The sequence below is a fragment of the Paracoccus chinensis genome, from assembly GCF_900102885.1.
GTDB classification, from domain to species: Bacteria; Pseudomonadota; Alphaproteobacteria; order Rhodobacterales; family Rhodobacteraceae; genus Paracoccus; species Paracoccus chinensis.
In genome coordinates this window covers 268077-293395 of the sequence record NZ_FNGE01000001.1, presented here as the reverse complement: position 1 = coordinate 293395, position 25319 = coordinate 268077, and the positions used below count along the sequence as shown (strand labels likewise).

18 protein-coding genes are annotated in these 25319 nt (G+C 70.1%); 11 read left to right on the top strand and 7 right to left on the bottom strand.

Annotated elements, in window-relative coordinates; genetic code table 11:
- Nucleotides 1-39: 39 nt before the first annotated feature.
- A complete protein-coding gene (locus tag BLQ03_RS01330) occupies nucleotides 40-2235 on the top strand; it encodes a primosomal protein N' (protein WP_090751856.1) in 2196 nt (731 codons plus the stop codon).
- A gap of 99 nt (nucleotides 2236-2334) precedes the next feature.
- Here the strand turns inward: BLQ03_RS01330 and BLQ03_RS01325 are convergent, their stop codons facing one another.
- Nucleotides 2335-3099, bottom strand: coding sequence for an N-formylglutamate amidohydrolase (locus BLQ03_RS01325; RefSeq protein ID WP_425415706.1), 765 nt, complete (start codon nucleotides 3097-3099; stop codon nucleotides 2335-2337).
- Between the two features lie 100 nt (nucleotides 3100-3199).
- Here BLQ03_RS01325 and pyk point away from each other — a divergent pair, with 100 nt between their 5' ends.
- The 4 genes from pyk to rplT all read left to right on the top strand — a co-directional run bounded on the left by pyk (nucleotide 3200) and on the right by rplT (nucleotide 5626).
- The gene (gene pyk, locus BLQ03_RS01320) at nucleotides 3200-4648 is read left to right on the top strand and encodes a pyruvate kinase (RefSeq protein ID WP_090751853.1); all 1449 of its coding nucleotides are present in this window, start codon (nucleotides 3200-3202) and stop codon (nucleotides 4646-4648) included.
- Between the two features lie 34 nt (nucleotides 4649-4682).
- Nucleotides 4683-4907 carry a hypothetical protein gene (locus BLQ03_RS01315; protein ID WP_090751851.1) on the top strand — a complete coding sequence of 75 codons (225 nt, stop codon included), beginning with the start codon at nucleotides 4683-4685 and terminating at the stop codon, nucleotides 4905-4907.
- 120 nt (nucleotides 4908-5027) lie between these two features.
- The gene (rpmI, locus tag BLQ03_RS01310) at nucleotides 5028-5228 is read left to right on the top strand and encodes a 50S ribosomal protein L35 (protein ID WP_090751848.1); all 201 of its coding nucleotides are present in this window, start codon (nucleotides 5028-5030) and stop codon (nucleotides 5226-5228) included.
- 14 nt (nucleotides 5229-5242) lie between these two features.
- Complete coding sequence (rplT, locus tag BLQ03_RS01305) at nucleotides 5243-5626, top strand: 50S ribosomal protein L20 (protein ID WP_090751846.1); 384 nt, start codon at nucleotides 5243-5245, stop codon at nucleotides 5624-5626.
- A gap of 62 nt (nucleotides 5627-5688) precedes the next feature.
- Here rplT and BLQ03_RS01300 read toward each other — a convergent pair whose 3' ends face one another.
- On the bottom strand, nucleotides 5689-7098 hold the full coding sequence (locus BLQ03_RS01300; protein WP_090751844.1) for an alanine/glycine:cation symporter family protein: 1410 nt from the start codon (nucleotides 7096-7098) through the stop codon (nucleotides 5689-5691).
- 91 nt (nucleotides 7099-7189) lie between these two features.
- Here BLQ03_RS01300 and BLQ03_RS01295 point away from each other — a divergent pair, with 91 nt between their 5' ends.
- The 6 genes from BLQ03_RS01295 (at nucleotide 7190) to BLQ03_RS01275 (ending at nucleotide 16446) form a co-directional block, all read left to right on the top strand.
- Entirely contained in the window at nucleotides 7190-8527 is a 1338-nt protein-coding gene (locus tag BLQ03_RS01295; protein ID WP_090751841.1) for a cytochrome P450, read from the top strand.
- A gap of 53 nt (nucleotides 8528-8580) precedes the next feature.
- Nucleotides 8581-9663, top strand: coding sequence for a phenylalanine--tRNA ligase subunit alpha (gene pheS, locus BLQ03_RS01290; protein WP_090751838.1), 1083 nt, complete (start codon nucleotides 8581-8583; stop codon nucleotides 9661-9663).
- Between the two features lie 41 nt (nucleotides 9664-9704).
- A complete protein-coding gene (locus BLQ03_RS17850; protein ID WP_139166593.1) occupies nucleotides 9705-10265 on the top strand; it encodes a hypothetical protein in 561 nt (186 codons plus the stop codon).
- Entirely contained in the window at nucleotides 10265-12670 is a 2406-nt protein-coding gene (gene pheT, locus BLQ03_RS01285; RefSeq protein ID WP_090751835.1) for a phenylalanine--tRNA ligase subunit beta, read from the top strand. The genes BLQ03_RS17850 and pheT overlap by 1 nt, the downstream gene beginning before the upstream one ends.
- A gap of 108 nt (nucleotides 12671-12778) precedes the next feature.
- Nucleotides 12779-14377 (top strand): M10 family metallopeptidase, encoded by a 1599-nt coding sequence (locus tag BLQ03_RS18755; protein WP_245688627.1) that lies wholly within the window; start codon nucleotides 12779-12781, stop codon nucleotides 14375-14377.
- A gap of 377 nt (nucleotides 14378-14754) precedes the next feature.
- Nucleotides 14755-16446, top strand: a complete 1692-nt coding sequence (locus BLQ03_RS01275) for a putative bifunctional diguanylate cyclase/phosphodiesterase (protein ID WP_090751834.1) — start codon at nucleotides 14755-14757, stop codon at nucleotides 16444-16446.
- Between the two features lie 36 nt (nucleotides 16447-16482).
- Here the strand turns inward: BLQ03_RS01275 and trxA are convergent, their stop codons facing one another.
- The 5 genes from trxA to tsaE are packed head-to-tail and all read right to left on the bottom strand — an operon-like array spanning nucleotide 16483 to nucleotide 25316.
- A complete protein-coding gene (gene trxA, locus BLQ03_RS01270; RefSeq protein ID WP_090751831.1) occupies nucleotides 16483-16803 on the bottom strand; it encodes a thioredoxin in 321 nt (106 codons plus the stop codon).
- Between the two features lie 39 nt (nucleotides 16804-16842).
- A complete protein-coding gene (gene addA, locus BLQ03_RS01265) occupies nucleotides 16843-20271 on the bottom strand; it encodes a double-strand break repair helicase AddA (RefSeq protein ID WP_090751829.1) in 3429 nt (1142 codons plus the stop codon).
- Entirely contained in the window at nucleotides 20264-23200 is a 2937-nt protein-coding gene (gene addB, locus BLQ03_RS01260; protein WP_090751827.1) for a double-strand break repair protein AddB, read from the bottom strand. Before addB ends, addA begins: the two co-directional genes overlap by 8 nt.
- On the bottom strand, nucleotides 23197-23880 hold the full coding sequence (locus BLQ03_RS01255) for a nucleotidyltransferase family protein (protein WP_090751825.1): 684 nt from the start codon (nucleotides 23878-23880) through the stop codon (nucleotides 23197-23199). The genes addB and BLQ03_RS01255 overlap by 4 nt, the downstream gene beginning before the upstream one ends.
- A complete protein-coding gene (gene tsaE / locus BLQ03_RS01250) occupies nucleotides 23877-25316 on the bottom strand; it encodes a tRNA (adenosine(37)-N6)-threonylcarbamoyltransferase complex ATPase subunit type 1 TsaE (protein ID WP_090751823.1) in 1440 nt (479 codons plus the stop codon). Before tsaE ends, BLQ03_RS01255 begins: the two co-directional genes overlap by 4 nt.
- Between the last annotated feature and the right edge of the window lie 3 nt (nucleotides 25317-25319).

Sequence of the window (25319 nt, the reverse complement as noted above, 5' to 3'; positions counted from 1 at the left end):
TAGGTAGGGGGACGTCCCGCCCGCCATCCGCAGGAATCCATGACCACGCATTTCCCCCAGGGCGCCCGCATCGGGGTGCTGACGACCGAGCCGGTGGGGCTGCTCGACTACCTCTCGCCCGAGGGGGGCGTCTTGCTGGGGCAACTGGTCGTCGTGCCGCTGGGGCCTCGCCGGGTGCTGGGCGTGGTCTGGGGCAAGGGGACGGGTGACTTCGACGCGGCCAAGCTGCGGCCCGTGGCCCGGCTGGTGGACGCGGCACCCTTCGGGGAAGGGATGCTGGAGTTCATCCAGCGCGCCGCCGACTATACCCTGACGCCCCTGCCGGTGATGCTGCGGATGACGCTGCGCGCGCCGGACTTGGACCAGCCGCCCGCCGCCCGCCGCGTTGTCCATCGCGTGGGGCCTGCGCCCGAGCGGATGACGAATGCGCGGGCCGCCGTCCTGCGGGTGATCGACGAACATGGCGGCGCAGGCTTCGCGCCCTCGGAACTGGCGCAGCTAGCGGGTGTTGGCACGTCGGTGGTCAAGGGGCTGGTCGGCACCGGCACGCTGGTCGAGACCGAGGCCCCGAAGGACACGCCCTATCCCCGGCTGGACCCCTCGCTGCCGGGCAAGCCTCTGGCCCCGGACCAGGCAGAGGCGGCCGAGACGCTGCGGACGGGCCTGCGCGGCGGTGGCTATGCGACGACGCTGCTGCGGGGTGTCACCGGCTCGGGCAAGACCGAGGTCTATCTGGAAGCCGTGGCCGAGACCCTGCGCATGGGCCGGCAGGCGCTGGTCCTGCTGCCCGAGATCGCGCTGTCGGCCGAGTTTCTCGACCGGGTCGAGGCCCGTTTCGGCGCCCGCCCGGGCGAGTGGCACTCGGGCATCACCCGTACCGAACGCCGGCGCCTGTGGCACATGGCGGGCAGGGGAGAGGTCGGGCTGGTCGTCGGGGCCCGCTCGGCCCTGTTCCTGCCCTTCCGCGACCTCGGCCTGATCGTCGTCGATGAGGAACACGACAGTTCCTACAAGCAGGACGAGACGGTCCATTACAGCGCCCGCGACATGGCCGTCTTGCGCGCCAGCATCGAGGGGGCGCAGGTGGTGCTGGCCTCGGCCACGCCGTCAGTCGAGACCTGGGTGAACGCGGCCACGGGCAAGTATCGCCGCGTGGACCTGCGCGCCCGCTATGGCGAGGCGGAACTGCCCGAAATGGCCGCCATCGACCTGCGCAAGGAGGACCTGCCCTCGGGGCGCTGGATCTCGCCCACCCTCGGCCGGGCGGTCGAGGAGCGGCTGGAGCGGGGGGAGCAGTCGCTCTTGTTCCTCAACCGCCGGGGCTATGCGCCGGTGACGACCTGCCGCGCCTGCGGCCACCAGATCGGCTGTGACGACTGCGACGCGCGGATGGTCGAGCACCGCTTCCAGCGGCGGCTGATCTGCCACCAGTGCGGCGCGACCAAGCCCATCCCCGTCGCCTGTCCGGCCTGCGAGGTCGAGGGCAAGCTGGCCGCCATAGGCCCCGGCGTCGAGCGGCTGGCCGAGGAGGTGGCAGAGCGTTTCCCGGAAAAACGCGCGGTGGTGCTGTCCTCGGACCTCTACACCTCGGCCCGCGCGCTGAAGGAGACGATCGCGAACATCGCGGCAGGCGAGGCCGACATCATCATCGGCACCCAGATCGTCGCCAAGGGGCACAACTTCCCCCTGTTGACGCTGGTGGGGGTGATCGACGCGGACCTCGGGCTGCAGGGAGCGGACCTGCGGGCGGCGGAACGGTCCTTCCAGCTGATGCGGCAGGTCGCGGGCCGCGCGGGCCGGCAGGCGGGCGACCGGCCGGGCGTGGCGCTGCTGCAGACCCACCAGCCCGAGCATCCGGTGATCCGCGCGATCCTGTCGGGCGACGACGAGGCCTTCTGGAACGCCGAGGCCGAATCCCGCCACGCCGCCCGGATGCCGCCCTTTGCCCGACTAGCCGGCATCATCCTGTCCCACCCCGACCAGCCGGTGGTCGAGGCCTATGCGCAGGAACTCGCCCGCCGCGCCGCGCCGCTGTCCGAGATCGGGGCCGAGTTGTTCGGACCCGCCCCCGCCCCCATCGCGCGGGTCCGGGCGCGCTATCGGGTGCGGATGCTGGTCCGCGCGCCCCGCCAGGCGCCGCTGCAATCGGCCATCGCCGCCTGGCTGGCACTGGCGCCCAAGGCACCGACAAACCTGCGGCTGGCGGTGGACATCGATCCGCAGAGCTTCCTATAAGGGCAGCCTCCAGATCGGGCCATCCGGGATCGAAGGAAGCCAACTGCGAAGATCTTCGCACAACTATTCCGCATGAGCCCCGGTCCGAGGCAGCCCGCGCTACGCCCCGCTTTCCGCCAGCACCGACTCGAGCACCGCGGCGAGTCGCCCCGCCCATTGTTCCTGCCCCTCGGCATCGCGGATCAGGTCGTTCCGGACCTCGACCAGCACGTTGGGCCGGCCATGTGACAGCGCGTGGGTGTCGATGGAATCGCCCTCCAGATGGCCGCTGTAGGGTTCGTTGTCGCCGGTGATCCACCCTTGCGCGCGGCAGGCGCGGACCATCGCAGGACCCAATCGCTCGTCGCGGTGCGAGTAGAGGATGCCCACCAGCCAAGGACGCGGCGGGCGGCCCTTGAGCTGCGGGGTAAAGCTGTGGACCGCGCAGATCGCACGCGCCGGGTGGGCCGCGGCCAATCGTGCGAGTTCGCGGTGATAGGGGCGGTAGAGCCGGTCGAGCCGGCGTTCCCGCTCGGCCGCGTCCGCGCGGCGGTTCGCCGGGATCACCGTGCCGTCGTAAAGCCGCATCAGCAGCGTCGGGTCGTCCTCGCCCCGGTTCGGGTCGATCACGAGGCGCGAGAAGTCCGACCGGATCATGGGCGCGTTCAGCCTGCGGGCCAGCGCGGATGCCAGCCCAGCCGCACCGACGTCCCAAGCGATGTGGCGCGCCATGTCCTGCGCCGCGATGCCCAGATCGGCGCCGTTGACCCAGGGCGGCACGCGGTTCGTGGCGTGGTCGCAGGTGACGAGCCAGCGCGAGGGGCGGTCTTCTCCCTCGATGGTGAAGGGCGGGGCGTCGATCGGATTGCTGTCATGCGCGTTCATGATGGGGGCGGTATACGTCCCGCGACATGGCCGCGCCAGTTGCCCGTGCGGCCGCCGACAGGTAGACGATAGCGCAAACATGATCGGGAGGGACCGGCAGATGAGACGACACCGCAACGTGAAGATCGTGGCGACTCTGGGGCCGTCGTCCAGTGACCTGGCCACGATCCGCGCGCTGTTCCAGGCGGGCGCAGACGTCTTCCGCCTGAACATGAGCCATGGCGACCATGCCGAGCAGAAGGCTCGCTATGACGCGATCCGCGCGGTCGAGGCGGAACTCGGCCGTCCCATCGCCGTGCTGGCCGACCTGCAGGGACCCAAGCTGCGGGTGGGCACCTTCGCCAACGGCCCGCATGAGCTGAAGGAAGGCGACCGCTTCCGCTTCGACCTCGACCCCGCGCCGGGCGACGGGCGGCGGGTGCAACTGCCGCATCCCGAGATCTTCGCCGCGCTCAAGGTCGGCTCTCGTCTGCTCGTGAACGACGGCAAGATCCGGCTGCGCGTGGAAAGCTGCGGGCCGGACTTCGCGGAATGCGTCGTGACGGCGGGGGACATGATTTCCAACCGCAAGGGCGTCAACGTCCCCGACGCGGTGCTGCCGCTGAAGGCCTTGTCGGACAAGGACCGCGCGGATCTGGAATTCGCCTGCGGGCTGGGCGTGGACTGGCTGGCGCTGTCCTTCGTCCAGCGACCCGAGGACGTGACCGAGGCGCGCGAGCTGTCCCGCGGTCGCGTGGCGATCCTGTCCAAGATCGAGAAGCCCGCGGCGGTCGAATGCTTTGCCGACATCCTGAAGGTCTCGGACGGGATCATGGTCGCACGGGGCGACCTCGGCGTGGAACTGCCGGTCCATTCGGTGCCGCCGATCCAGAAGCGGCTGGTCCGGGCCTGCCGTCAGGCGGCCAAGCCCGTCATCGTGGCGACCCAGATGCTGGAATCCATGATCGAAAGCCCCATGCCCACCCGGGCCGAGGTCAGCGACGTCGCCACCGCCATCTACGAGGGGGCCGATGCCGTCATGCTGTCGGCCGAATCGGCGGCGGGGCGCTATCCGGTCGAGGCGGTCGCGACGATGGACAACGTCGCCCGCTCGGTCGAGAGCGACCCGACCTACCGGATCATCATCGACGGCTCGCGCGGGACGGACAACCGCACCAGCGTGGCCGATTCCATGGCCGTGGCCGCGCGCGAGATCGCCGAAACGACCGACATCGCCGCCATCTGCGCCTATACCCAGTCCTCGACCACCGTGCGGCTGGTCGCCCGCGAACGCCCCAAGGTGCCGATCATCGCCATGAGCTCCGAGCCTGCCGTGCTGCGGCGCATGGCGCTGGTCTGGGGAGCGCATTGCGTGGGCACGCCCGCGCTGGAGCGCTTCAAGCAGGCGGTGCTGAACGCCGTGAACGCCGCGCAGGAGTTCGACTTCGCGGATCGCACCCAGAAGGTCATCGTGATCGCGGGCGTGCCCTTCAACACCGCGGGGTCCACGAACATTCTTCGCGTTGCATCCTGCGACGAGCTGTTGCTATCCAGCACCGACCCCGAGTGACGGGGCGGTCCGCCTTCTGCACGAGTTCGATCCCATGTCCGACGTCCTTATCCTGCTGGGCACCGCGCTGATGGCGGTGTCGGTCATCCTGGCGATCGTCTCGCTGGCCCGGATCGAGCCGCCGCGCGGCGCGGCCATCGCCTTTGTTCTCGGCGTGGCGGCGCTGTTCCTGGGCGCCTGGATGGACCCGACGCCTTTCCGGGTGCAGGACCTGGGCGAGGCCTGGCAGCGCCTTATAGCGGGTCAGGTCCGGCTGTAGGCCGCAACTTCCGCTTGCCATCCCGCCCGCGCGCCGGTATCAGGCGCGCTTCCACACGTCCCGCGCGGCCGGCCGGTTGGCATTGCCGAGTCGCGCGTTCACTCTGACAAGGAGAAGAAAATGCCGAAGATGAAGACCAAGGCCGCGGCAAAGAAGCGGTTCTCGATGACGGCAAGCGGCAAGGTCAAGGCAGGCCCGGCGGGCAAGCGCCACGGCATGATCAAGCGCTCGACGAAATTCATCCGGGACGTGACGGGGACCATGATCCTGTCCGACCAGGACGCGAAGATCGTCAAGAAATACATGCCCTACGACCGCTGAGAAGGATCTGAACCATGTCCCGCGTTAAATCCGGCAAGGTCACCCACGCCCGCCACAAGAAGGTCCTTGACGCCGCCAAGGGCTATTACGGCAACCGTTCGCGCAACTTCCGCACCGCCACCCAGGCCGTGGACAAGGCGCTGCAGTACGCGACCCGCGACCGCAAGGTCCGCAAGCGGAACTTCCGCGCGCTGTGGATCGCCCGCATCAACGCCGCCGTCCGCGCGGTGGATGCCGAGATGACCTATTCGCGCTTCATCGCCGCCCTGTCGAAGGCGGGGATCGAGGTGGACCGCAAGGTCTTGGCCGACCTGGCCGTGCACGAGCCCGAGGCCTTCAACGCCATCGTGGCCCAGGCGAAGGCCGCCGCCGGCACCCCGGCCACCGTCGCCGCCTGATCCATCGGACAGGATGGAATGCAGGAACCCGCGCCTCGGCGCGGGTTCTTTCGTTTTAGGCCTCAGCGCCAGATGTCGTTGTCCACGCCGCGATCCGCCAGCTGGGGATGGGCGGACAGGTGGAACTCGGGCCGGCGGCCCATGCGGCGCTGGGTGACATAGTCGCGCGTCAGCTGCGCCACGATCCCCGACAGCGCCACAATGGCGATCAGGTTGATCGTCGCCATCAGCCCCATCGAGGCATCCGCAAAGTTGAAGACCGTGGTGACCGCCTGCTGCGCGCCCCAGATCACCATGCCCAGCACGGCCAGTCGCAGCACGAAGATGCCTTGGTCGCCGAAGCCCAGGTAGACCAGCGCGTTCTCGGCATAGGCATAGTTGCCGATGATCGAGGTGAAGGCGAAGAACAGGATCGCCAGCCCAACGAAATAGATGCCCGTCTGTCCGAAATGCTCGCCCAGCGCGGCCTGCGTCAGCGCGACTCCGGTCAGTTCGGCCGAGGGCACCGCGCCCGACAGCAGGATCATCACCGCCGTCGCCGTGCAGACGAGGATGGTGTCGATGAAGACGCCCAGCGACTGCACGAAGCCCTGCGCCGCCGGGTGATGCGGGTCGGGCGTCGCCACCGCCGCGATGTTCGGAGCCGAACCCATCCCCGCCTCGTTGGAAAAGAGCCCTCGCTTGACCCCGTTCAGCATGGCCGCCGCCATGCCGCCCGCGACGCCGCCCACGGCAGGCTCCAGCCCCAGCGCCTGGCGGAAGATATGCGCCAGGACGCCCGGCACCTCGGCGATGTTCGTGGCGAAGATCCAGGCGGCGGCCAGCAGATAGGCCCCGGCCATGAAGGGCACGATCAGTTCGGCCACCTTCGCGATCTGGGGAATGCCGCCGAAGATGATGATTGCGGTGAAGAAGGCCAGCGACACGCCGGTGACCCAGCGCGGCACGCCGAAGGTTTCCCAGGCCTCGGCGATGGAATTGGCCTGCACCGCCTCGAACACCAGCCCGAAGGAGATCAGCAGCGCCACCGCGAAGAGCATGGCGAGCCAGCGCAGCCGCAGCCCGTTGGCGATGTAGAAGGCGGGCCCGCCGCGATACATCCCGTGGGGCCCGTGAACCTTGTAAAGCTGCGCCAGCGCCGATTCCGCATAGGCCGTGGCCATGCCGACCAGCGCCACGATCCACATCCAGAAGACCGCGCCGGGGCCGCCCAGCGTGATCGCCACCGCCACGCCCGCGATGTTGCCGGTGCCGACGCGGCTGGCCAGGCTGACCGACAGCGCCTGGAAGGGCGAGATCCCGTCCCGGTCCTTCTCGGTCCGGCCGAAGGTGCAGCGCAGCATCTCGCCGAAATGGACGAACTGGATGAAGCGCAGGCGCAGGGTGAAATAGATGCCGACGGCGATCAGCCCGTAGATCAGCACGTAATTCCACAGAACGCCGTTGATTGCGTCGATGATGGGGTCGAGCATGGGTCTCTCCGTCCCAAGGGTGCCATCACGCAGGCGTGACAGCTTGCGCGCGCCGCTGCAACTAGGCTGGGGGGCGGGGATTGGAAAAGCCATGGACCGCCTGCCGCCCCGCGTTGCCCTTGCCCCGCGCCCGCGAGGAGTCCTCGGCTGGGCGGTGGCCGCGCAGCGCAACGTGCTGGAGCTGATCCCCGAGGCCGCCCTGCGTGAGCCGATCATCTCGGGGCGCGCGGGCCTTCGCTGGCACATGGTCATGGACCCCGGCGCCCTGCGTCGCGTGCTGAAGGATCGGGTCGAGGATTATCCCAAGTCCGTCGTCACCAAGCTGCTGCTGGAACCCGCCATTGGCAACAGCATGTTCATCGCCGAAGGCGCGCAGTGGCGCTGGCAGCGGCTGGCCGCCGCCCCCGCCTTCGCCGCCCGCCATGTCGAGGCGCTGGCCCCGGTGATGACCGCCGCCGCCGAGGCTTCCGCCGCGCGCATCGCCCAAGCCCCCCAGCCCTTCGACGCCCATGCCGAGATGGTCGCCGCGACCTTCGACATCATCAGCGACGTGACCTTTTCCGGCGGCGAGAGCATCGACCGCGATGTCGTCTACCGCGCGTTCAACGGCTACATCGCCTCGGTCGCCCAAGTGTCGCTGCTGGACGTGCTGGGACTGCCCCGCTGGGTGCCGCGTCCGGGGCGCATCTTCTCGGGGCGGGTGCTGAGGGAAACGCGGGCGCTCGCCGATCACGCCATTGCCGAACGCGCCCGCCGTGGTGCCCGCCTGCCGCCCGACCTGCTGGATCTGCTGCGGGCGGGCGTGGACCCGGAAACGGGACGCTCCATGAACCCGTCGGAACTGCGGGACAACCTGCTGACCTTTCTCGTCGCGGGGCACGAGACGACGGCGCTGACCCTGTCTTGGGCGCTGTACCTCTGCGCCTTCGACCCCGCCGTGCAGGCCTGCGCCGCGGCCGAGGCGCAGGCGGCAGGCCCGCGCATCACCGCCGCCGAACTGCCGCGCCTTTCCTACGTCCAGCAGGTCGTGCAGGAATCGCTGCGGCTTTATCCGCCCGCCGCCTTCTTCTCGCGCACCGCGCGCAGCGCCGACACCCTCTGCGGACGGCGGATCGAGCCGGGCGACACCGTCATCCTGCCGATCTACGCGCTGCACCGGCACCGCCTGCTGTGGGACAACCCCGACGCCTTCGACCCCGACCGCTTCGCCCCCGGTGTCCAGCGCGACCGCTTCGCCTTTCTGCCCTTCGGCGGCGGCCCCCGCATCTGCATCGGCGCCAGCTTCGCCCTGCAGGAGGCCGCGATCATCCTGGCCACGCTGCTCGCCCGCTTCGACTTCGCGCTGGTTCCCGGCCGCGACCCTTACCCCCGGATGATCCTCACGCTGCGCCCCGAGGGCGGCGTCTGGCTGCGCGCCACGCCGCGCTAGAAACCGCGCGTCCCCCGTGCTAACCCCGCCCCGCAATTCCCGCGAGGCCCCCGATGACCGATCCCGACAGCTTGCGTTCCACCTGGCTTGGCCGCGTCGCCGAGGCTGAAGGCGTCACGGCGCTGGAGGAGGTCCGCCTGGCGGCCCTTGGCAAGAAGGGCGAGATCGCGCTGAAGATGCGCGAACTGGGGAAGATGACCCCCGAGGAGCGCCAGACCACGGGCGCCGCCCTGAACCGCGTCAAGGACGAGATCGACGCCGCCCTGCGCGCCCGCAAGCTGGCGCTGGAAGACGCGGCGCTGGAGGCAAAGCTCGCGGGCGAATGGCTGGACGTCACGCTGCCCGGCCGCCCGCGCCCGCAGGGCACCATCCACCCCGTGTCCCAGGTCATGGACGAGGTCACCGCGATCTTCGCCGACATGGGCTTTTCGGTGGCCGAGGGGCCGCAGGTCGAATCCGACTGGTACAACTTCGACGCCCTGAACATCCCGCCCGAACACCCCGCGCGGCAGGAGCACGACACCTTCTTCATGGCCCGCGCGGAAGGCGACACCCGCCCGCCCCATGTCCTGCGCACCCATACCTCGCCCGTCCAGATCCGCGCGATGGAGGCGATGGGCGCGCCCCTGCGGATCATCTGCCCCGGCCGCGTCTATCGCATGGACATGGACCAGACCCACACGCCCATGTTCCACCAGGTCGAGGGGCTGGCGATCGGCCGCGACATCTCGATGGCCAACCTGAAATGGACGCTGGAAGAATTCTGCCGCGCCTTCTTCGAGGTCGACGAGGTCGAGTTGCGCTTCCGCGCCTCGCATTTCCCCTTCACCGAGCCCTCGGCCGAGGTGGACATCCGCTGCGACTGGTCCGGCGGCCAGTTGAAGATCGGGCAGGGGGAAAGCTGGCTGGAAATCCTGGGTTCCGGCATGGTCCATCCCAAGGTGCTGCAGGCCGGGGGGATCGACCCCGCCGAGTGGCAGGGCTTCGCCTTCGGCATGGGCATCGACCGGATCGCGATGCTGAAATACGGGATTCCTGATTTGCGGGCGTTCTTTGAGAGCGACCTGCGCTGGCTGCGGCACTATGGGTTCGCGGCGGGGGATGTGCCGAGTGTGAGTGGGGGGCTGTCGCGGTGAGTGCATTTGTGCCGAAAGAAATGGAGCAAGGAATTAATTAAATGGCAGTGTGGCCCATATTTGAAGATCGACATAATGTTATCACTGTAGATATTGCCAAAGCACGATACAAGTTGAGCGATGAGGGCTTCCAAATGGGTCTCTCGTCAGGTCGCCTTGCGGAGGAGGTTCAGAGTGTAGTTGGCGCAATGAGGTCATACGAACCCCGCCGACTTGTGGCCGCTGAGACAGAGAACTTCCAGTTCGTTGCACCTGCTGCACTACCCGGGAGCAACGAACAGCCATTATTTGAGTATTTGGGAGTTTATTTCTCGGGTATTCATTTCATACCCGGTTCCCGTGAGGCTCGCTTTGATATAATGCTCGCTTTTAATATCGCGTTAACTGTGGCAGGGGGATACAATGATCTGAGGGAAGCAGTTCCGCAGTTTGTCAGGGATGTTCAATCAGCAGTTGATTTCTTGGAGCAGCAGCTTGCCCCTCGCCCACTTCCACCGAAGTGGGATGGTTTCAAGATCTACGATGTGCGACGTCCTGAGACCGTTGAGAACGCCGTTGTAAGCGCCATGCTAAAAGGCGGTTCAGAAGGCATCGAACTCTGATGAAACTCACCCTCTCCTGGCTCCGTGACCATCTCGACACCACGGCGAGCCTGACCGAGATCACCGACGCGCTGACCGACCTCGGGCTCGAGGTCGAGGAGGTAGTCGATCCCGCCTCGAAGCTTTCCGCCTTCACCATCGCCCGGATCGAGGAGGCCCATCCGCATCCCGACGCCGACCGGCTGCGGGTGCTGCGGGTGGCGACGAACGAGGGCGAGAAGCAGGTCGTCTGCGGCGCGCCTAATGCGCGGGCGGGGCTGGTCGGCGTGCTGGCCAAGCCCGGCGACTATGTGCCGGGCATCGACACCACCCTCGGCATCGGCAAGATCCGCGGGATCGAGAGCCACGGCATGATGGCCTCGGAACGCGAGCTCGAGCTTTCCGACGAGCACAACGGCATCATCGAGCTGCCCTCGGGGCAGGTCGGGCAGCGCTTCATCGACTGGCTGGCCGAGAACGCGCCCGAAAAGATCGACCCGATGATCCACATCAAGATCACCCCGAACCGCCCCGATGCGCTGGGCGTGCGGGGGATCGCCCGCGACCTCGCCGCGCGGGGCTTGGGCACGCTGAAGCCGCTGGAGGTGCAGGCCGTCGCGGGCAGCTTCGACAGCCCCCTCGGCGTGACCATCGAGGCGGACGTGCTGGACCGCGCCCCGCATTTCGCGGGTCGGCTGATCCGGGGCGTGACGAACGGCCCCTCGCCGGACTGGCTGCAAAGCCGCCTGCGCGCCATCGGGCTGCGGCCGATTTCGGCGCTGGTGGACATCACCAACCTCTTCACCTTCGACCTGAACCGCCCGCTGCATGTCTTCGACGCGGGGAAAGTGCAGGGCGACCTGACCGTGCGCGGCGCGCGCGAAGGGGAAAGCCTGCTTGCGCTCGACGGCAAGACCTATGCCCTGCGCGCGGGCGACCTGGTGATCGCGGATGACCACGGCCCCGAAAGCCTGGCCGGGATCATGGGCGGCGAGGCCTCGGGCGTGACCGAGGAGACCGTCGATGTCTTCCTCGAAAGCGCCTACTGGCAGCCCATCGGCATCGCCGCGACGGGCCGGGCGCTGAAGATCAACTCGGACGCCCGCTACCGCTTCGAACGCGGCGTGGACCCGGCCTTCACCCGTGACGGGCTGGAACTGGCGACGCGGCTGATCCTCGACCTCTGCGGCGGCGAGCCGAGCCACGTGGTCGAGGCGGGCGCCGCCCCCGACCACGCCCGCGCCTACAAGCTGGACCCCGCGCGGACGCAAAGCCTCGTCGGCCTCGAGATCCCCGAATCCGAGCAGCGCGCCACGCTGGAGGCTCTGGGCTTCCGGCTCGAGGGCGACATGGCCCAGGTGCCGAGCTGGCGTCCCGACGTGCAGGGCGAGGCCGATCTGGTCGAGGAAATCGCCCGCATCGCCAGCCTCTCGCGCCTGCAGGGCCAGCCCCTGCCGCGCCCCCGCGCGGGCGTGCCGCAGCCGGTGCTGACGCCGCTGCAGCGCCGCGAATCCGCCGCCCGGCGAATGGCGGCGGCGTTGGGCTACAACGAATGCGTGACCTACAGCTTCATCGACCAGCCCTCGGCCGCGCTGTTCGGCGGCGGGTCCGAGGCGGTGCGGATCGAGAACCCGATCTCGTCCGAGATGACCCACCTGCGCCCCGACCTGCTGCCCGGCCTGCTGGCCGCGGCGGCCCGCAACCAGGCGCGGGGCTTCATGGACCTGTCGCTTTTCGAGGTCGGCCCCGTCTTCGCCGGCGGCGAGCCGGGCGAGCAGGCGGTGCAGCTGTCGGGCCTGCTGGTCGGCGCCAGCGCCGCCCGCGACCCGCATGGCTCGCGCCGCGCGGTGGACATCTATGACGCCAAGGCCGACGCCGAAGCGATCCTGTCCGCCATCGGCGCCCCCGCCCGTGCCCAGATCGACCGCAAGCTGGACGGCTGGTGGCATCCCGGCCGCGCCGGCAACATCGCGCTGGGGCCGAAGCGGCTGGCCAGTTTCGGCGAGGTTCACCCCCGCATCCTCAAGGCGCTGGACGTCAAGGGGCCGGCGGTGGCCTTCACCGTTCACCTCGCCAACGTGCCGCTGCCGAAGGTGAAGACGCCCACGCGGCCTGCGCTGGACATCAGCGACCTGCAGGCGGTGGAACGCGACTTTGCCTTCGTCGTGGACAACCGCGTCGAGGCTCTGACGCTGGTCAACGCGGCGCAGGGCGCCGACAAGGCGCTGGTCGAGCGCGTCACCGTCTTCGACGAGTTCAAGGGCGAGCGGGCCGAGGCGCAGATGGGTGCCGGGAAGAAGTCCATCGCCCTGACCGTCCGCCTGCAGCCCAGGGGCAAGACCCTGACGGACGCGGAAATCGAGGCGGTCGCGGAGAAGATCGTCGAGAAGGTCGGCAAGGCGACCGGAGGAACCCTGCGCGGCTGAGGGTCGTTCGCGCCTTGGTAGATGATTAACCAAGATCGCAATCACAGGTTGGCGGGCCGGGTCATTCCTGCCTAGGCTGGGTCCGCCACGACCGGAAGGATTCAGCCCATGCAGGTTCTGACCGCCCAGCAGTTCGCGCAACGCCTGATGACCAGCAATTACGGGGAAGGGGCCATCCGCACCATGCGGCCGGGCTCGGACGGCACCATCACCGTCAACATCACCGCCCTGACCGCGCAGGAACAGGGCCTCGCCCGCAACGCGCTGGCCGAGATCGCCCGGATGACCGGCCTGAACTTCCGCGAAACGACGGGCTCGGCCAAGATCACCTACAGCCACGAGGGCTCGGGGGCCAACACGCGCACGACCTATTCCGGGACCACCATCAACAACGCGACCGTGCGGATCGCGGCCGACCGGGTCGAGCCGGGCGACAGTTACGGCAGCTTCGCCTTCCGCACCTATGTGCACGAAACCCTGCATGCTCTCGGGCTGGGCCACCCGCAGGATTATGACCGGGTCGAGGAGTTCAGCCAGTCCGCCATCGCCAACGACAGCTGGCAGATGAGCATCATGTCCTATTTCGATCAGAACGAGAACACCTGGGTCACCGCGACCAAGGCCTATCACCTGACCCCGATGCTGGCCGACTATCTGGCGCTGCGGCAGATGTATGGCGCCTCGAACATGCACATGGGCAACACGACCTATGGCGTGAACTCGAACGCAGGCGGCTCGCTGGACGCGGCGGCGCGTCTGGGGGCGCAGGCGACGTTCCTGATCGCCGACCACGGCGGGCGGGACGCGGTGAACTTCTCGGGCACAAGCGCGGCGCAGCGGATCGACCTGATGCCGGGCGCCTTTTCCAACGTGATGGGTGCGGTGGGCAACATGCAGATCGCCCCCGACACGATGATCGAGGATGCGACCGGCGGCGGCGGCGCAGACACGATCGTCGGCAACGGCGCGGCCAACCGGCTGACGGGCAACGCGGGCGCGGACCAGCTTTATGGCCGTGGCGGAGCGGACGTGCTGAACGGCGGCGACGGCAATGACCGGCTGTGGGGCGAGGATGGCGACGACCAGCTGATTGGGGGGGCGGGCAACGACTCGCTTTACGGCGGTGCGGGCAACGACCGGCTGACGGATTCGGGCGGCGCGAACCTCTTGGATGGCGCCGCCGGGAATGATGCGCTGATCGGTGGCGGGGGCGCCGACCGGCTGCTGGGGGCCGCGGGCTCCGACACGATTTCGGGCAACGGCGGCAACGACCAGATCGACGGCGGCGATGGCGGCGACCGCCTGTTCGGGCAGGACGGCGCCGACCGGATCCAGGGCGGCGCGGGGCACGACATCCTGATCGGCGGCGCGGGCGATGACACCCTGCTGGGCGGGGCCGGCAACGACGACTTGGCGGCAGAGGGCGGCCGCGACGTGCTGGACGGGGGGGCAGGAAGCGATCTTCTGCGCGGGGGCGCGGGGGTGGACCGCTTCGTCTTCAACGACGGGCTGGACACGATCCGCAACTTCGACGAGGCGCAGGACGTCATCGACCTGCGCAGCTTCGCGGGGCTGGACACATGGGCTGACGTGCGCGGCCAGCTGGTCCAGGCCGGCAATCATGTCGAGTTCCGGCAGGGCGGCGATGTGCTGCGGATCGAATGGACAAGGCTTGCCGAACTGGGGTCGGACGACTTCCTGTGGTGACGCCTGCCTGCCGGGGAATTGCGGTAGCTGACGCTAAGGACTGAGAGGGGCCCCGTCTGCCGTGATCTCCTGCCCAGTGCCGGGCCGTGAACCATAGGGTCCGGCGGCGAGGCTCTTTGCACGCGGAATCATCTGGCTTGCCGGACCTTGGGTTCGGCAGTGCCTCGTCTTGGGTGCAGGGAAAGGCGGCTGAAAGGCGCACCGTCTTGGTCTTGGCCGGATGCCGCCGCCTCGGTGCGGGTCCATTGGCGCGCAAGGTGTCAGGGCCTCATCCCTTCGGTTGAGGCTTTCCCGGGAAACCTGCAAAGCGGCGGATTCTCTTTGACCGGCAGGTGTTTGCCTATACAAAAGGGGCAATTTCCGCTGGCGGATGAACCATGACGGATTCGCACCACGACGACTTCGGCTTCGACGGTGGGGCGTCGGGCCGCGCCGAGGCTGATCTTCAGCGCAGCAGCGATCGCTATCGCGCGGCGCTGAAGGCGGGGGCGCTGGTGCTGTGGCGGGCGGATCTGGCGGGGCGCGTCCGGGCCGTCCTCGGCTGGGAAGCCCTGACCGGCCAGCCCGACCACCTGGCCTTGGGCCGGGCCAGCCTGGGTCGCTTCCACCCCGAGGATCGCGCCCGGCTGGATTTCCGCGGCTTGGAGCATTGCGACAGCCTGCAGGTGGAATGCCGTGTCCGGGACGCCCAGGGCCACTGGCGCTGGGTGCGGGCCCGCGGCGTGCTGATCCCTAAATCCGATGGTCACCCGGCCGAGTGGGTCGGCACGCTGGAAGACATGCACGAGGAGCGGCTGGCGCTGGAACGCGCGCGCTATCTGGCGGAACGGGACGCGCTGACGGGCCTGGGCAGTCGGCGCACCCTGTACGAGCATCTTCACCGCCTGCGCGGCAAGGACGCGACCGCAACCGTGGTGCTGATCGACGTGGACCGCTTCAAGGCGATCAACGACCTCCATGGTCACCAGATCGGCGACCGCTTCCTGGTGCGGCTTGCCCAGGCGCTGGTTGCCTGCGCACCCGCCCATGCCGTCTGCGCGCGCATGGGCGGGGACGAGTTCTGCGCGGTGGTCGCGGACGCGGTCGAGGCGCGGGCGCTCTGCGCGCGGCTCAAGACGGCCTGTGCGGCAGGGATGACGATCGGCCCCGTCTTCTGCGTGCCGGATTTCAGTGCGGGAATCGCCGATGCGGACTGGACCGCGCGCAATCCCGTCTCGACCGTGCTGCGGCAGGCGGATCTGGCGCTGTATTCCGCCAAGGCGCAGCCCGGTTCGGCCCTGCAGTTCACCCCCGCGATGCAGGACGAGGCCGATGCGCGCGAGACGCTGCTGCACGCCCTCGGCAGCGCCTGCCGCAACGACGAATTCTTCCTGGAATACCAGCCCATCATCTCGCTGGACAGCGACAGCCCCATTGCCTTCGAGGCCCTGTTGCGCTGGCAGCATCCCACCCACGGCCGCATCGAGCCCTCGGTCTTCGTTCCACTGGCCGAGCAGAACGGCATGATCGGCGAGATGGGGCGCTGGGTCCTGAACCGCGCCTGTGCCGACCTGCTGCGGGCGCCCGCAGACCTCCGGCTGGCAATCAACGTCTCGGCCCGGCAACTGGCCGAGCCGGGCTTTGCCGAGGCGGCGGCCGCGATCGTGCACGCGTACGGGCTGGACCCGGCACGGCTGACGCTGGAACTGACGGAAAGCGTCGCGGTCAGCACCGTCGCGCCCGGATCCGAGGTCGAGGCGCTGCGGCGGCACGGCTTCCGGCTGGTGCTGGACGACTTCGGGACGGAATACGCGGCCCTGTCGCATGTCAGCTCGGGCCTGTTCGACGGGATTAAGCTGTCGCGCGACTTCATCGCCGACTGCTGCACCGCCGACCGGGCCTGGATGGTGCTGCGCCATGTCGTCAACCTGTGCGACGACCTGGGACTGACCGTGGTAGCCGAGGGGATCGAGACGGACGAGGAACTCGAGTGTCTGCGCGCGGCCGGGGTGCGGCTGGTGCAGGGCTATTACTACGACCGCCCGCGCCGGTTGTCCGAACTGTGCCCGGCCCCGGCCGCGGTGGCCTGAACGCCGCCCGGCAGGGACGGCGTCCGGGTTACGGGATCAGACGGCTTCGTCGATCCAGGCCTTCAGCGAGGCCTTGGGCGCGGCGCCCATGCGGTTCGACACGACCTCGCCGTCCTTGAACATGAACAGCGCCGGGATGCCGCGCACCCCCAGCGTCGCCGGGGTGTCGGGGTTCTCGTCCACGTTGACCTTCACGATCTTCACGCGGCCGGCGTATTCGTCCGACAGTTCTTCCAGCGCCGGGCCGATCTGGCGGCAGGGGCCGCACCATTCGGCCCAGAAATCCACGACAACGGGGACATCGGACTGACGGACGACGCTGTCGAAATCGGCGTCGGTGGCTTTGGAGGTGGCCATGGGAAAGCTCCTTGCGGGGATCTGGGGGTCAGGGCAGAGCTATGGGCCCGCCCCGGCGGGGTCAAGGGCGCGCATGGCGGCCTCCCACGCGGCATCCAGCAGCGAGTCGGGCAGGGTCATGGCAGACCGCGCGCGGGTCCAGAGGATCGCGCAGTCCACCGCGCGGCCCGGATAGATGCCGCGCAGGGCGTGGCGATAGGCGGCCATCTGGCGCAGATAGCCCTCGGGGACCTCCTCGGGCCGGTCGGGCACGGCGGCGTTCGACTTGTAGTCGATGGCGGTGACACGGTCGGGCGTGACGACCAGCCGGTCGATGGTGCCCGAAAGCCGGCGCCCGTTCGGCAGGGGCGCCGACAGCGCCACCTCGCGCAGAACCGTGGCGCCCGCGGGCGACAGAAGGGACGCCAGTTCCTCGGCCTCGAGCAGCGCCGACAGTTCTTCCAGCAGAACCGCCAGTTCAGGTTCGGTGGGCAGGCCTCCTTCGGAGCCCGCCAGCAGGTCGCGGGCGCGGGTTGCGCGCTCTTCGGGAGAAACGCCCGGCAGATGCTCCAGCAGCAGATGCAGCCGGGTGCCCGCCAGCAGCGCGGCCTCGCGGTCGCCCGCGCTGCCGGTGGCAAGGTCCGAGGACAGCACCTTGTCGCCCCCCAGCGCGGTCGCGGCCACGGGACCGGGCGCGCGGGGCATCGCGGGGGCCTGTTCGCGCAGCCAGTCGGGCAAGAAGGTTTCATGCAGCGCGGGCGGGGCCTCGGCCGCCGCCTCGGCGGGCCAGTCGCCGAAGGACAGGCGGCGGATGCCGCAGTCGCCCCAGTCGCAGGGCAGGTCGGCCTGCATCATCCCCTCGGCGCGGGCAAAGCCCTCGGCCACCATCGCATGCCAGCTTTCGCAGCCTTCGCCCGTCTCGCCCGCCGCCGCCACGATCAGCCAGCTTTCCGCGCGGGTGAGGCCCACATAGAGAAGCCGCCGCCGTTCCTCTTCCTGCCGCTGCTGGTCGCGAGCGATCCATTCCTGTACCTGCGGCGTCTGCCAGGGCTTGGCCGGGCGCCAATGCGCGGGCGGGCCGCTGTCGGGCAGGATCGTGGGTGCCCCGCGTCCTGCGCCCTTGCGCCTGGCGCAGTCGGGCAGGATCACCACGGGGCTTTCCAGACCCTTGGCGCCATGCACCGTCATCACGCGGATCAGCCCGCCGCCTTCCTGCGCCGCGCCGGGCTGGCGCTTCACCTGCGCCTCGTCGTCGGCCAGCCACACCAGGAAGCCCGTCAGCGAGGGCGTTTCCGTCGTCTCGTAGGTCAGCGCCTGCGACAGAAGCTCGTCGATGCCGTCCTCGGCCTCGGGGCCCAAGCGCCCGATCAGCCGGGCGCGACCGCCGTGACGCACCAGCAGGCGCGAGATGAGGTCATAGGGCCGCAGGAAATCCGCGTGCCCCTGCAAGTCAGCCAGCAGGGCGCGGGCCTGTTCGTGGGGCGACTTGCGCAGGGCCTCGATCAGCAGGCCGGGACGCGGGGCGGCCAAGCGGTAAAGCTCGTCCTCGGTCAGCCCGAACAGGGGCGAGCGCAGAGCGGCGGCCAGCGACAGGTCGTCCTCGGGCGTGGCCAGCACGGACAGGACGGCGCGGATGTCGCGCACCGCAAGCTCACCCCCCAGCCTCAGGCGGTCGGCGCCCGCCACGGGCAGCCCGGCCTGCTTCAGCGCGCGGATGATGTCGTGGAAGATCGCGGAGCGGCGTTGGACGAGGATCAGGATGTCGCCCGGCCGCAGCGGCCGGACCTGCCCGTTCCGCAAGGTGATGGGCGTGTCGATCATGTCGCGGGCGGCTTTCGCCACCGCATCGGCCAGCACGCGAGGGGCGGCATTGGCGGCCACCGTGTCCACCGGCGCATGCCAGGGCATGGGCTCGGGCTTCTCGGGGTCGGGCACGGGGGGCCAGAGATCCACCCGGCCGGGCATCCCCTCGTGGAAGGCGATATGCGCCGGGGTGTCGCCCAGCCCCTGGGCGGCCTCGCCCTGGAACACGGCGTCCGTCAGCCGCAGGATCGCGGGCGACGAGCGGAAGGAATGCCGCAGCGCCGCGTCCTGCATGGGCTGGCCCGCGGCCTCGAAGGCGCGCGAGAACTCGGACCGCCGCGCCTCGAAGACGGCGATGTCGGCGCCCTGGAAGGAATAGATCGACTGCTTGGGGTCGCCCACGACGAACAGGGTGCGCGGACGGTCGGCGGCGCCGGCCCCGGCCGTGAACTCGTCCGTCAGCCGCTGGATCACCTGCCATTGCAGCGGCGAGGTGTCCTGCGCCTCGTCCACGAGGATGTGGTCGATCCCCCCGTCCAGCCGGAACAGCACCCATTGTGCCATGGTCGGATGGTCCAGAAGCTTCGCCGTCCGCTGGATCAGGTCGTCGAAGTCGAGCCAGCCGCCCCCCGTCTTGGCCGCCGCATAGCGCCGGCAGAAGGCATGGCCGAAGCGCTGCAGGGCCAGCGTGCGCTGGGCGTGAGCCAGGGCCAACCGCATGGGCCGCGCGGCCTCGACGCGGGACATCATCTCCTCGAGCCGGTCCATCAGCGCTGTGCAGGAGCCCTGCCGCAGTGCCTGGGTCGGAAAGGCGCCGAGCTTGGCCGAAAAGGGCGCCTTGGCCTTCTCGCCGGTCAGAAGCACCTGTTCGAGGATTGCAAGCTCGTCCACGCCCGCGCGGTCCCAGGCGCCCTTGCACAGCTTCTCGGCCGCGGTGGCGTCGGTCTTGCCGCCCGCCCTCAACAGCGGGATCAGCGCGGGGATCAGCGTCGCCTCGTCCCCGTCGAAGCATTGCGCCAGAAGGGTGGCGTCGTCGAAGCCCTCGGGCAGCCCGCAATCGCCCCAGAGCGTCCGGGTGCAGGGCGGCTGGTCATAGTCGCGCAGGCCGCCCAGGAAGCCGTCCAGCCCGCTGTCGGATTGCAGCGCCAGCAGGTCGGCCATTTCGGGGGCGCCGTCGCGCGCCATGGCCTCGATGATCTCGGCGCGCAGGTTGGCGGCGCTGCGCTCATCGAGCTCCGCAAAGCCGTGGGGCACCCCGGCCTCCAGCGGAAAGCGCCGCAGGACGCCTGCGCAGAAGCTGTGGATGGTCTGGACCTTCAACCCGCCCGGCGTCTCGATGGCCTGCGCAAACAGCCGCCGGGCCGCGTTCAGGTCCGCCCCCGCGCCCACGCCCATGCGGGCCAGCCGCTGGGTCAGCGCCGCGTCGTCCAGCATCGCCCATTCGCCCAGACGCTTGAGCAGGCGGTTCTGCATCTCGGTCGCGGCGGCCTTGGTATAGGTCAGGCAAAGGATGCGTTCCGGCCGCGTCCCCGCCAGAAGCAGCCGCGCCACCCGGTCGGTCAGCACGCTTGTCTTGCCCGAGCCCGCATTGGCCGTCAGCCAGGTCGAGCGGTCGGGGTCCGCCGCGACATGCTGCGCGCGGGTCGCGGGGTCCGGTCCGAGCGTCTTCACCGAAAGATCATTCATGCCCCACCCTGATCGCTTGCGGCGGATCGGCCTCGGACCATTCGCCATAGCGGGCGAGGTGGTCGTAGTCCGAGCCGAAGCCCGTGCGCTCCATTGCGCGGCGGGCGGTGAAGCCGTGCTCGCCCCGCAGATAGGCCGAGATCAGGGCCACGAACTGGTCCCAGGTTTCCGCCATCTCCGCGTCCCAGCCGCGCGGCGTGGTCTCGCCCTCGCCGCCAAGGCGGATGTAGCGCAGGTCCGCCACCTTCATAGGCTGCCCGAAGACGCCGCGTTCGGCCATGGCCGCCTCCAGCGGAAGCTGCTTGTCGAAGCTCAGGATCTGCGGGCGGCTGGGGGGCGTGCCGGACTTGTAGTCGTAGATCACGGCGGTGCCGTCGGCCAGCCGATCGATGCGGTCGGGCCGGGCGGTCAGGGTGAACTCCATCCCCGCGACCTTGATCTGGTAGCGCGTCTCGACTGCCAGGGGCGTGCCCAACTGCAGCCGCTCGTGCTCGTCGCGCACCAGCTGCCGGGCGATGCCCGCGATCCGGGCCTGCCAGAACAGCCGGACCGAGGGCCAGGGCACCTGGGCCAGCACGCGGTCGGCCGCCTCCATCAGCCGTGCCATCAGCGCCTCGGGCGGCAGATCGGGCGCGGGCGGCGGCGACAGGAAGGTCTGGATGATGGCGTGCAGGACGTTGCCGCGCTCGGCGGCGTCCGGTTCGGGGCGCAGCGGGTCCAGCGGGCGCAGGCGCAGGACATGGCGGGCGTAGATCGCGTACGGATCGCGGATCAGCTGCGACACGGCGGTCACGGACAGCTCGCGCAGCGCGGGCGCGGGCGGGCGCGGCGAGGGGCGGGGCGACGGGGGCGCCATGTCCGCGGGGCCGGGTGCGGCCAGCGCCGCCGCGCAGTCCAGCCAGTGCCGCCCCCGCGCACGCATCGCGGCCAGCGCGGCGGGCCCGTTCTGCGACCCCAGCCCGTTCATCAGGTTCACCAGCCGGTTCAGCCAGCGCGAGGGGATCGTCTCGGCTTCGTCGCTGCGATGGGCGCGGGACAGGACGACCTTTGGAGCGGCGGCGGCGATCTGGAAGTCGTGGGCGGCCAGCCCGATGCGCCGCTCGGGCAGGGACAGCCCCGCCTGCCGCCGCATGGGACGGCTGAGCCAGGGGTCGGGGTCCAAGGGCTGCGGCCAGCCGCCCTCGTTCAGCCCGCCCAGGATCACGAGGCCTTGCGCCTCGGTCCGGGCCTCGCGCGGGCCGCGGATGCGGACCAGCGGATGCGCCTCGACATCCGCGCGCACGGCCTGGGCCTGCAACTGGTCCGACAGCAGCCGGGCGAAGTCGCGCGCCGACATCATGGGCCCCCGCGCGGCGTGCAGCGCGATGTGGTCCATGACCGCCCGCAGCTTTTCGCCGGGCCGTTCCGCGTAAAGCGCCGAGGCTTCGACCGAGCCATCGGGCCCGGCAGCCCACAGTTCGGCCAGTTGCCGGTGCCGCGCGGCGCGTTCGGCCAAGGGCAGGGGGCCTGCGTGGGCAATCAGGGGCAGGGTCGCGTCCAGCAGCGCGGCAATGCCCTCGGCCCAGGCGACGCGGGCCTCGTCGCGCTTGCCGCGCCGGGGCTGCTCGCCCCATTTGCGCAGTGCCGCGCCGTCGGGGAAGGCGGGGCCGTTGCGGCGCAGGTGCAGTTCCAACTCGCGCGTGCGCAGCAGGTGGGCGCGGCGGGCCCAGCGGCCCCGGCCCGTCGCCGTCAGCGGGTGCTTGAGCAGGATCAGCGCCGTATCGATCCCCAAGGGGCGGCCGGGCAGTTCCGCGATGTGGCGGGCGAAGCGGCCGGCAGCGGTCAGGGGCAGCGGCACGCCTGCACTGTCGTCGGGGATGATCCCCCAGCGGTCCAGCGCGGCGGCGACCCGGCGCGTCAGCCCCCGTTCGGCCGAGATCAGCGTGACCTCCTCGCCCCGGTGGACGGCGTCGCGGATCAGGACGGCCAGCGCGCCCGCCTCGTCGGCGGGGCTGTCGGCCTCGATCAGCGTCATGCCCGCAGCGGCCACGCCGAGATCGCCCAGCGAAGGCCCCTCGGCCACCCACTGGTCGGTCACCGGCGCAGGACGAAGGGCGAGGCTGAGAAGCCGGTTCCGCCCTGGATCCGGGGGTGCTGCATCGGTCCAGGGGCGCGGCGCCCCGCAGGAGGCAGCCAGTGGGGCCAGGCGCGCCTGCGGGTGATCCTCGTTCCCCTCGCGCAGCATGGCGGCGACGGCTTCGGGCAGGGCGGGGTCATAGCCGGGCAGGATCACCGCCCCTTGGGGCAGCCGAGCCACGGCCTCCATGTACAGCCGCGTGGCCCCGTGCGAGCCGCTGGAGCCTGCGACGATCACCGGTCCCGGGGGCAGGTTGCGCCCTTCAGCCCAATCGGCGGCCAGCCGTTCGGCCGCCGCGCGCGCCTGGGCCTCGCGGTCGACGGGGCCGCCGTCCAGGTGAAAGCGCGCGGCGATACGCAGGAAGGCCAGGGCGCGCTGCCAGTGGGCGGCGTGATCCTCGGCGTCGATGCCGTCCAGCGCCTCGGCACCCAAGCCCTCGGCCTGCATCTCGGCCATGAGTTCGGCCAGCGAGCGGGTCATGGCGGCGACCGACTGGCCGGTGTCGTCGCTGGCCATCGCGCGGGCGACCAGATGCGCCAGTTCCAACTGCCGCGCCAAAGGGGAGGCGGGGGGCGGGAAGCCGCATTCGCTGCCGATCTCGGCCAGCAGCCGCAGGCGCGGCAGCAGCAGCGGCCCCGCCTCGTGGAAGGCGGCCTCGATCGCCCGCAGCGTGTGGCTGGAGTTGCCGTAGATCGTGACGCCCGCCAGCGCCTCGGGTGGAAGATGGCTCATGCGGTCCAGAAGTCCGCGCACGACCTCGCCCGCGAAATCGACGCCGGGGGGCAGCGCGTAAAGGCCCTGCATCTCGGTCATGCGGCCTCTCTCAGCATCGCCTCGGCCAGCGGGATGCAGTCGGGGCGGCCCACGTCGCACCAGCCGCCCGGATGGACCAGGCCATAGGCGCGGCCCTGCGCGATCATGCGGTCCCAGAGGAGATTCAGCGAGAACATCTCGGCGTCGACCTCGGCCAGTCCTTCGGTGCGGATGATCTGGCAGCCGGTATAGACGAAGGGCCCGCCGCGCGCGATGCGACCCTTTGCGTCCAGCGCGAAGTCGCCCCCGCCAATGCGGCCCTGCGCGCGCTTGACCGGGACCAGCATCAGCAGCGCGTCCATCCGGCCGTCCCAGGCCGCTCGCAGCGCGGCGACGGGGTTCGGCCCCGTCCAGACGACGTCGGGGTTCATCGTCAGCACCGGACTCGGACCCAGCAGCGGCAGGGCCTTCCGCAGCCCGCCGCCGGTTTCCAGCAGCGCGCCGCTTTCGTCCGAGACGACCACGTCGCTGCCCGCAAGGTGATCGACGATCTGCTGCCCGAGGTGATGGGTGTTCACCACGATCCGCCGCGCCCCGCCCGCGCGGGCGAGCGCCAGCGCATGATCGATCAGCGGGTGGCCCGCCACGCGGATCAGCGGTTTCGGCGTCACGTCCGTCAGGGGCGCCATGCGCGTTCCCTTGCCGGCCGCGAACAGCATCAGGCTGTCGGGGGCGGTCATTGCACAGACCCGCAACGGGCGCGGATTGCCGCGATGATCTCGGGCGTGGGCGGGGGCACGTCCTTCAGCGCGGCGGCCAGTGGCGCCAGCGCCGGATGGGACAGGTTGCGGGTGATCGCGCCCCAGACGCGCGGCATCATGTCCAGATAGCGCGACTTGCCGTCGCGCAGGCAGAGCCGCGTGAAGATGCCCATGATCCGCAGGTTCCGCTGCGCGCCCATCAGCGCATAGGCGGCGCGGAACGCGGCATAATCCAACCCGGTCGCGGTCAGGTAGCGGGTGATTGCACCTTCCTCGATCTCGGGCAGGACGTCGCGCCGGGCATCCTGCAGGACCGAGGCCAGTTCATAGGCCGGATGCGTGGCCACCGCGTCCTGGAAGTCCAGAAGGCCCAACGGGGCCTCGCCCCGCCAGACGAGGTTCTCGGCGTGGAAGTCGCGCAAGGACACGACCGGCAGCGCGTCGGCGCAAAGCTCGGCATGAAGGGCGGCGATGGTCTGCGGCACCCTTGCGCCCGCCCCGGGGACACCTGCGGCAGCGGCATAGTCTGCGAACAGCGCCACCTGTTCCGCCAGCGCGGGGCCGTCGAGCGCAGGGACGAACTCCGGCGGGCGGTGGGCGTGCAGGTCCACGATCAGGTCCGTGACGCGGTCGTAGATCGCGGGCGCGTCATCGGGCGCACGGTCCAGCACGTGGGCCACGAGATCGTCGCCCAGGTCCTCGGCAATCAGAAGGCCCTGCGCCTGGTCCTCGGCAAGGATGGCGGGGGCGTGGAAGCCGCGCTGGCGCAGCCAGTCGGTCATGGCCGCATAGCGGGAGATCGCGCCGGTGGGATCGTCCATCAGGACGGCGCTGCCCTGATCGCCCTGCAGCCGGAAATAGCGCCGGGCCGAGGCGTCCCCGGCCAGCGGCTCGACCCGCGCATCGGCCCAAGGCGTGCCGCGCAGGAATTGCGCCACCTGAAGCAGCCGCTCGACACCCCGCCAGCGGGCGGGATCGCCCGACAGGACGATCTGGCGACGGTCCTCTCCCGCAGGCGTCAACGCCACCGTCAGCGCGCCGGGCAGGGGCGCGCCCAGGCGGTCGGGCCATTCGATCAGGGTGACCGCCTGCTCCATCGCCTCGTCCAGGCCCAGTTCCACCAGTTCCGAGGGATCGGTCAGGCGGTAAAGGTCGGCGTGCCAGATCTCGGCCCCCGCCGCGTCCCGGTAGGTCTGGACCAGGGTGAAGGTGGGGCTGGGCACGTCCTCGGCCGCATCGCCCTGGCGCGACCGGATCAGGGCGCGGGCGAAATGGGTCTTGCCCGCGCCGACGGGGCCTTCCAGCAGCAGCGTGTCGCCGGGATGCAGGACGGCGCTCAGCACGCGCGCCAGGGTCGCGGTCAGCGTTTCATCGGCGTCGCCAATGGCGGCGAGGGCGGGAAGGGGCGTGGTCATGCC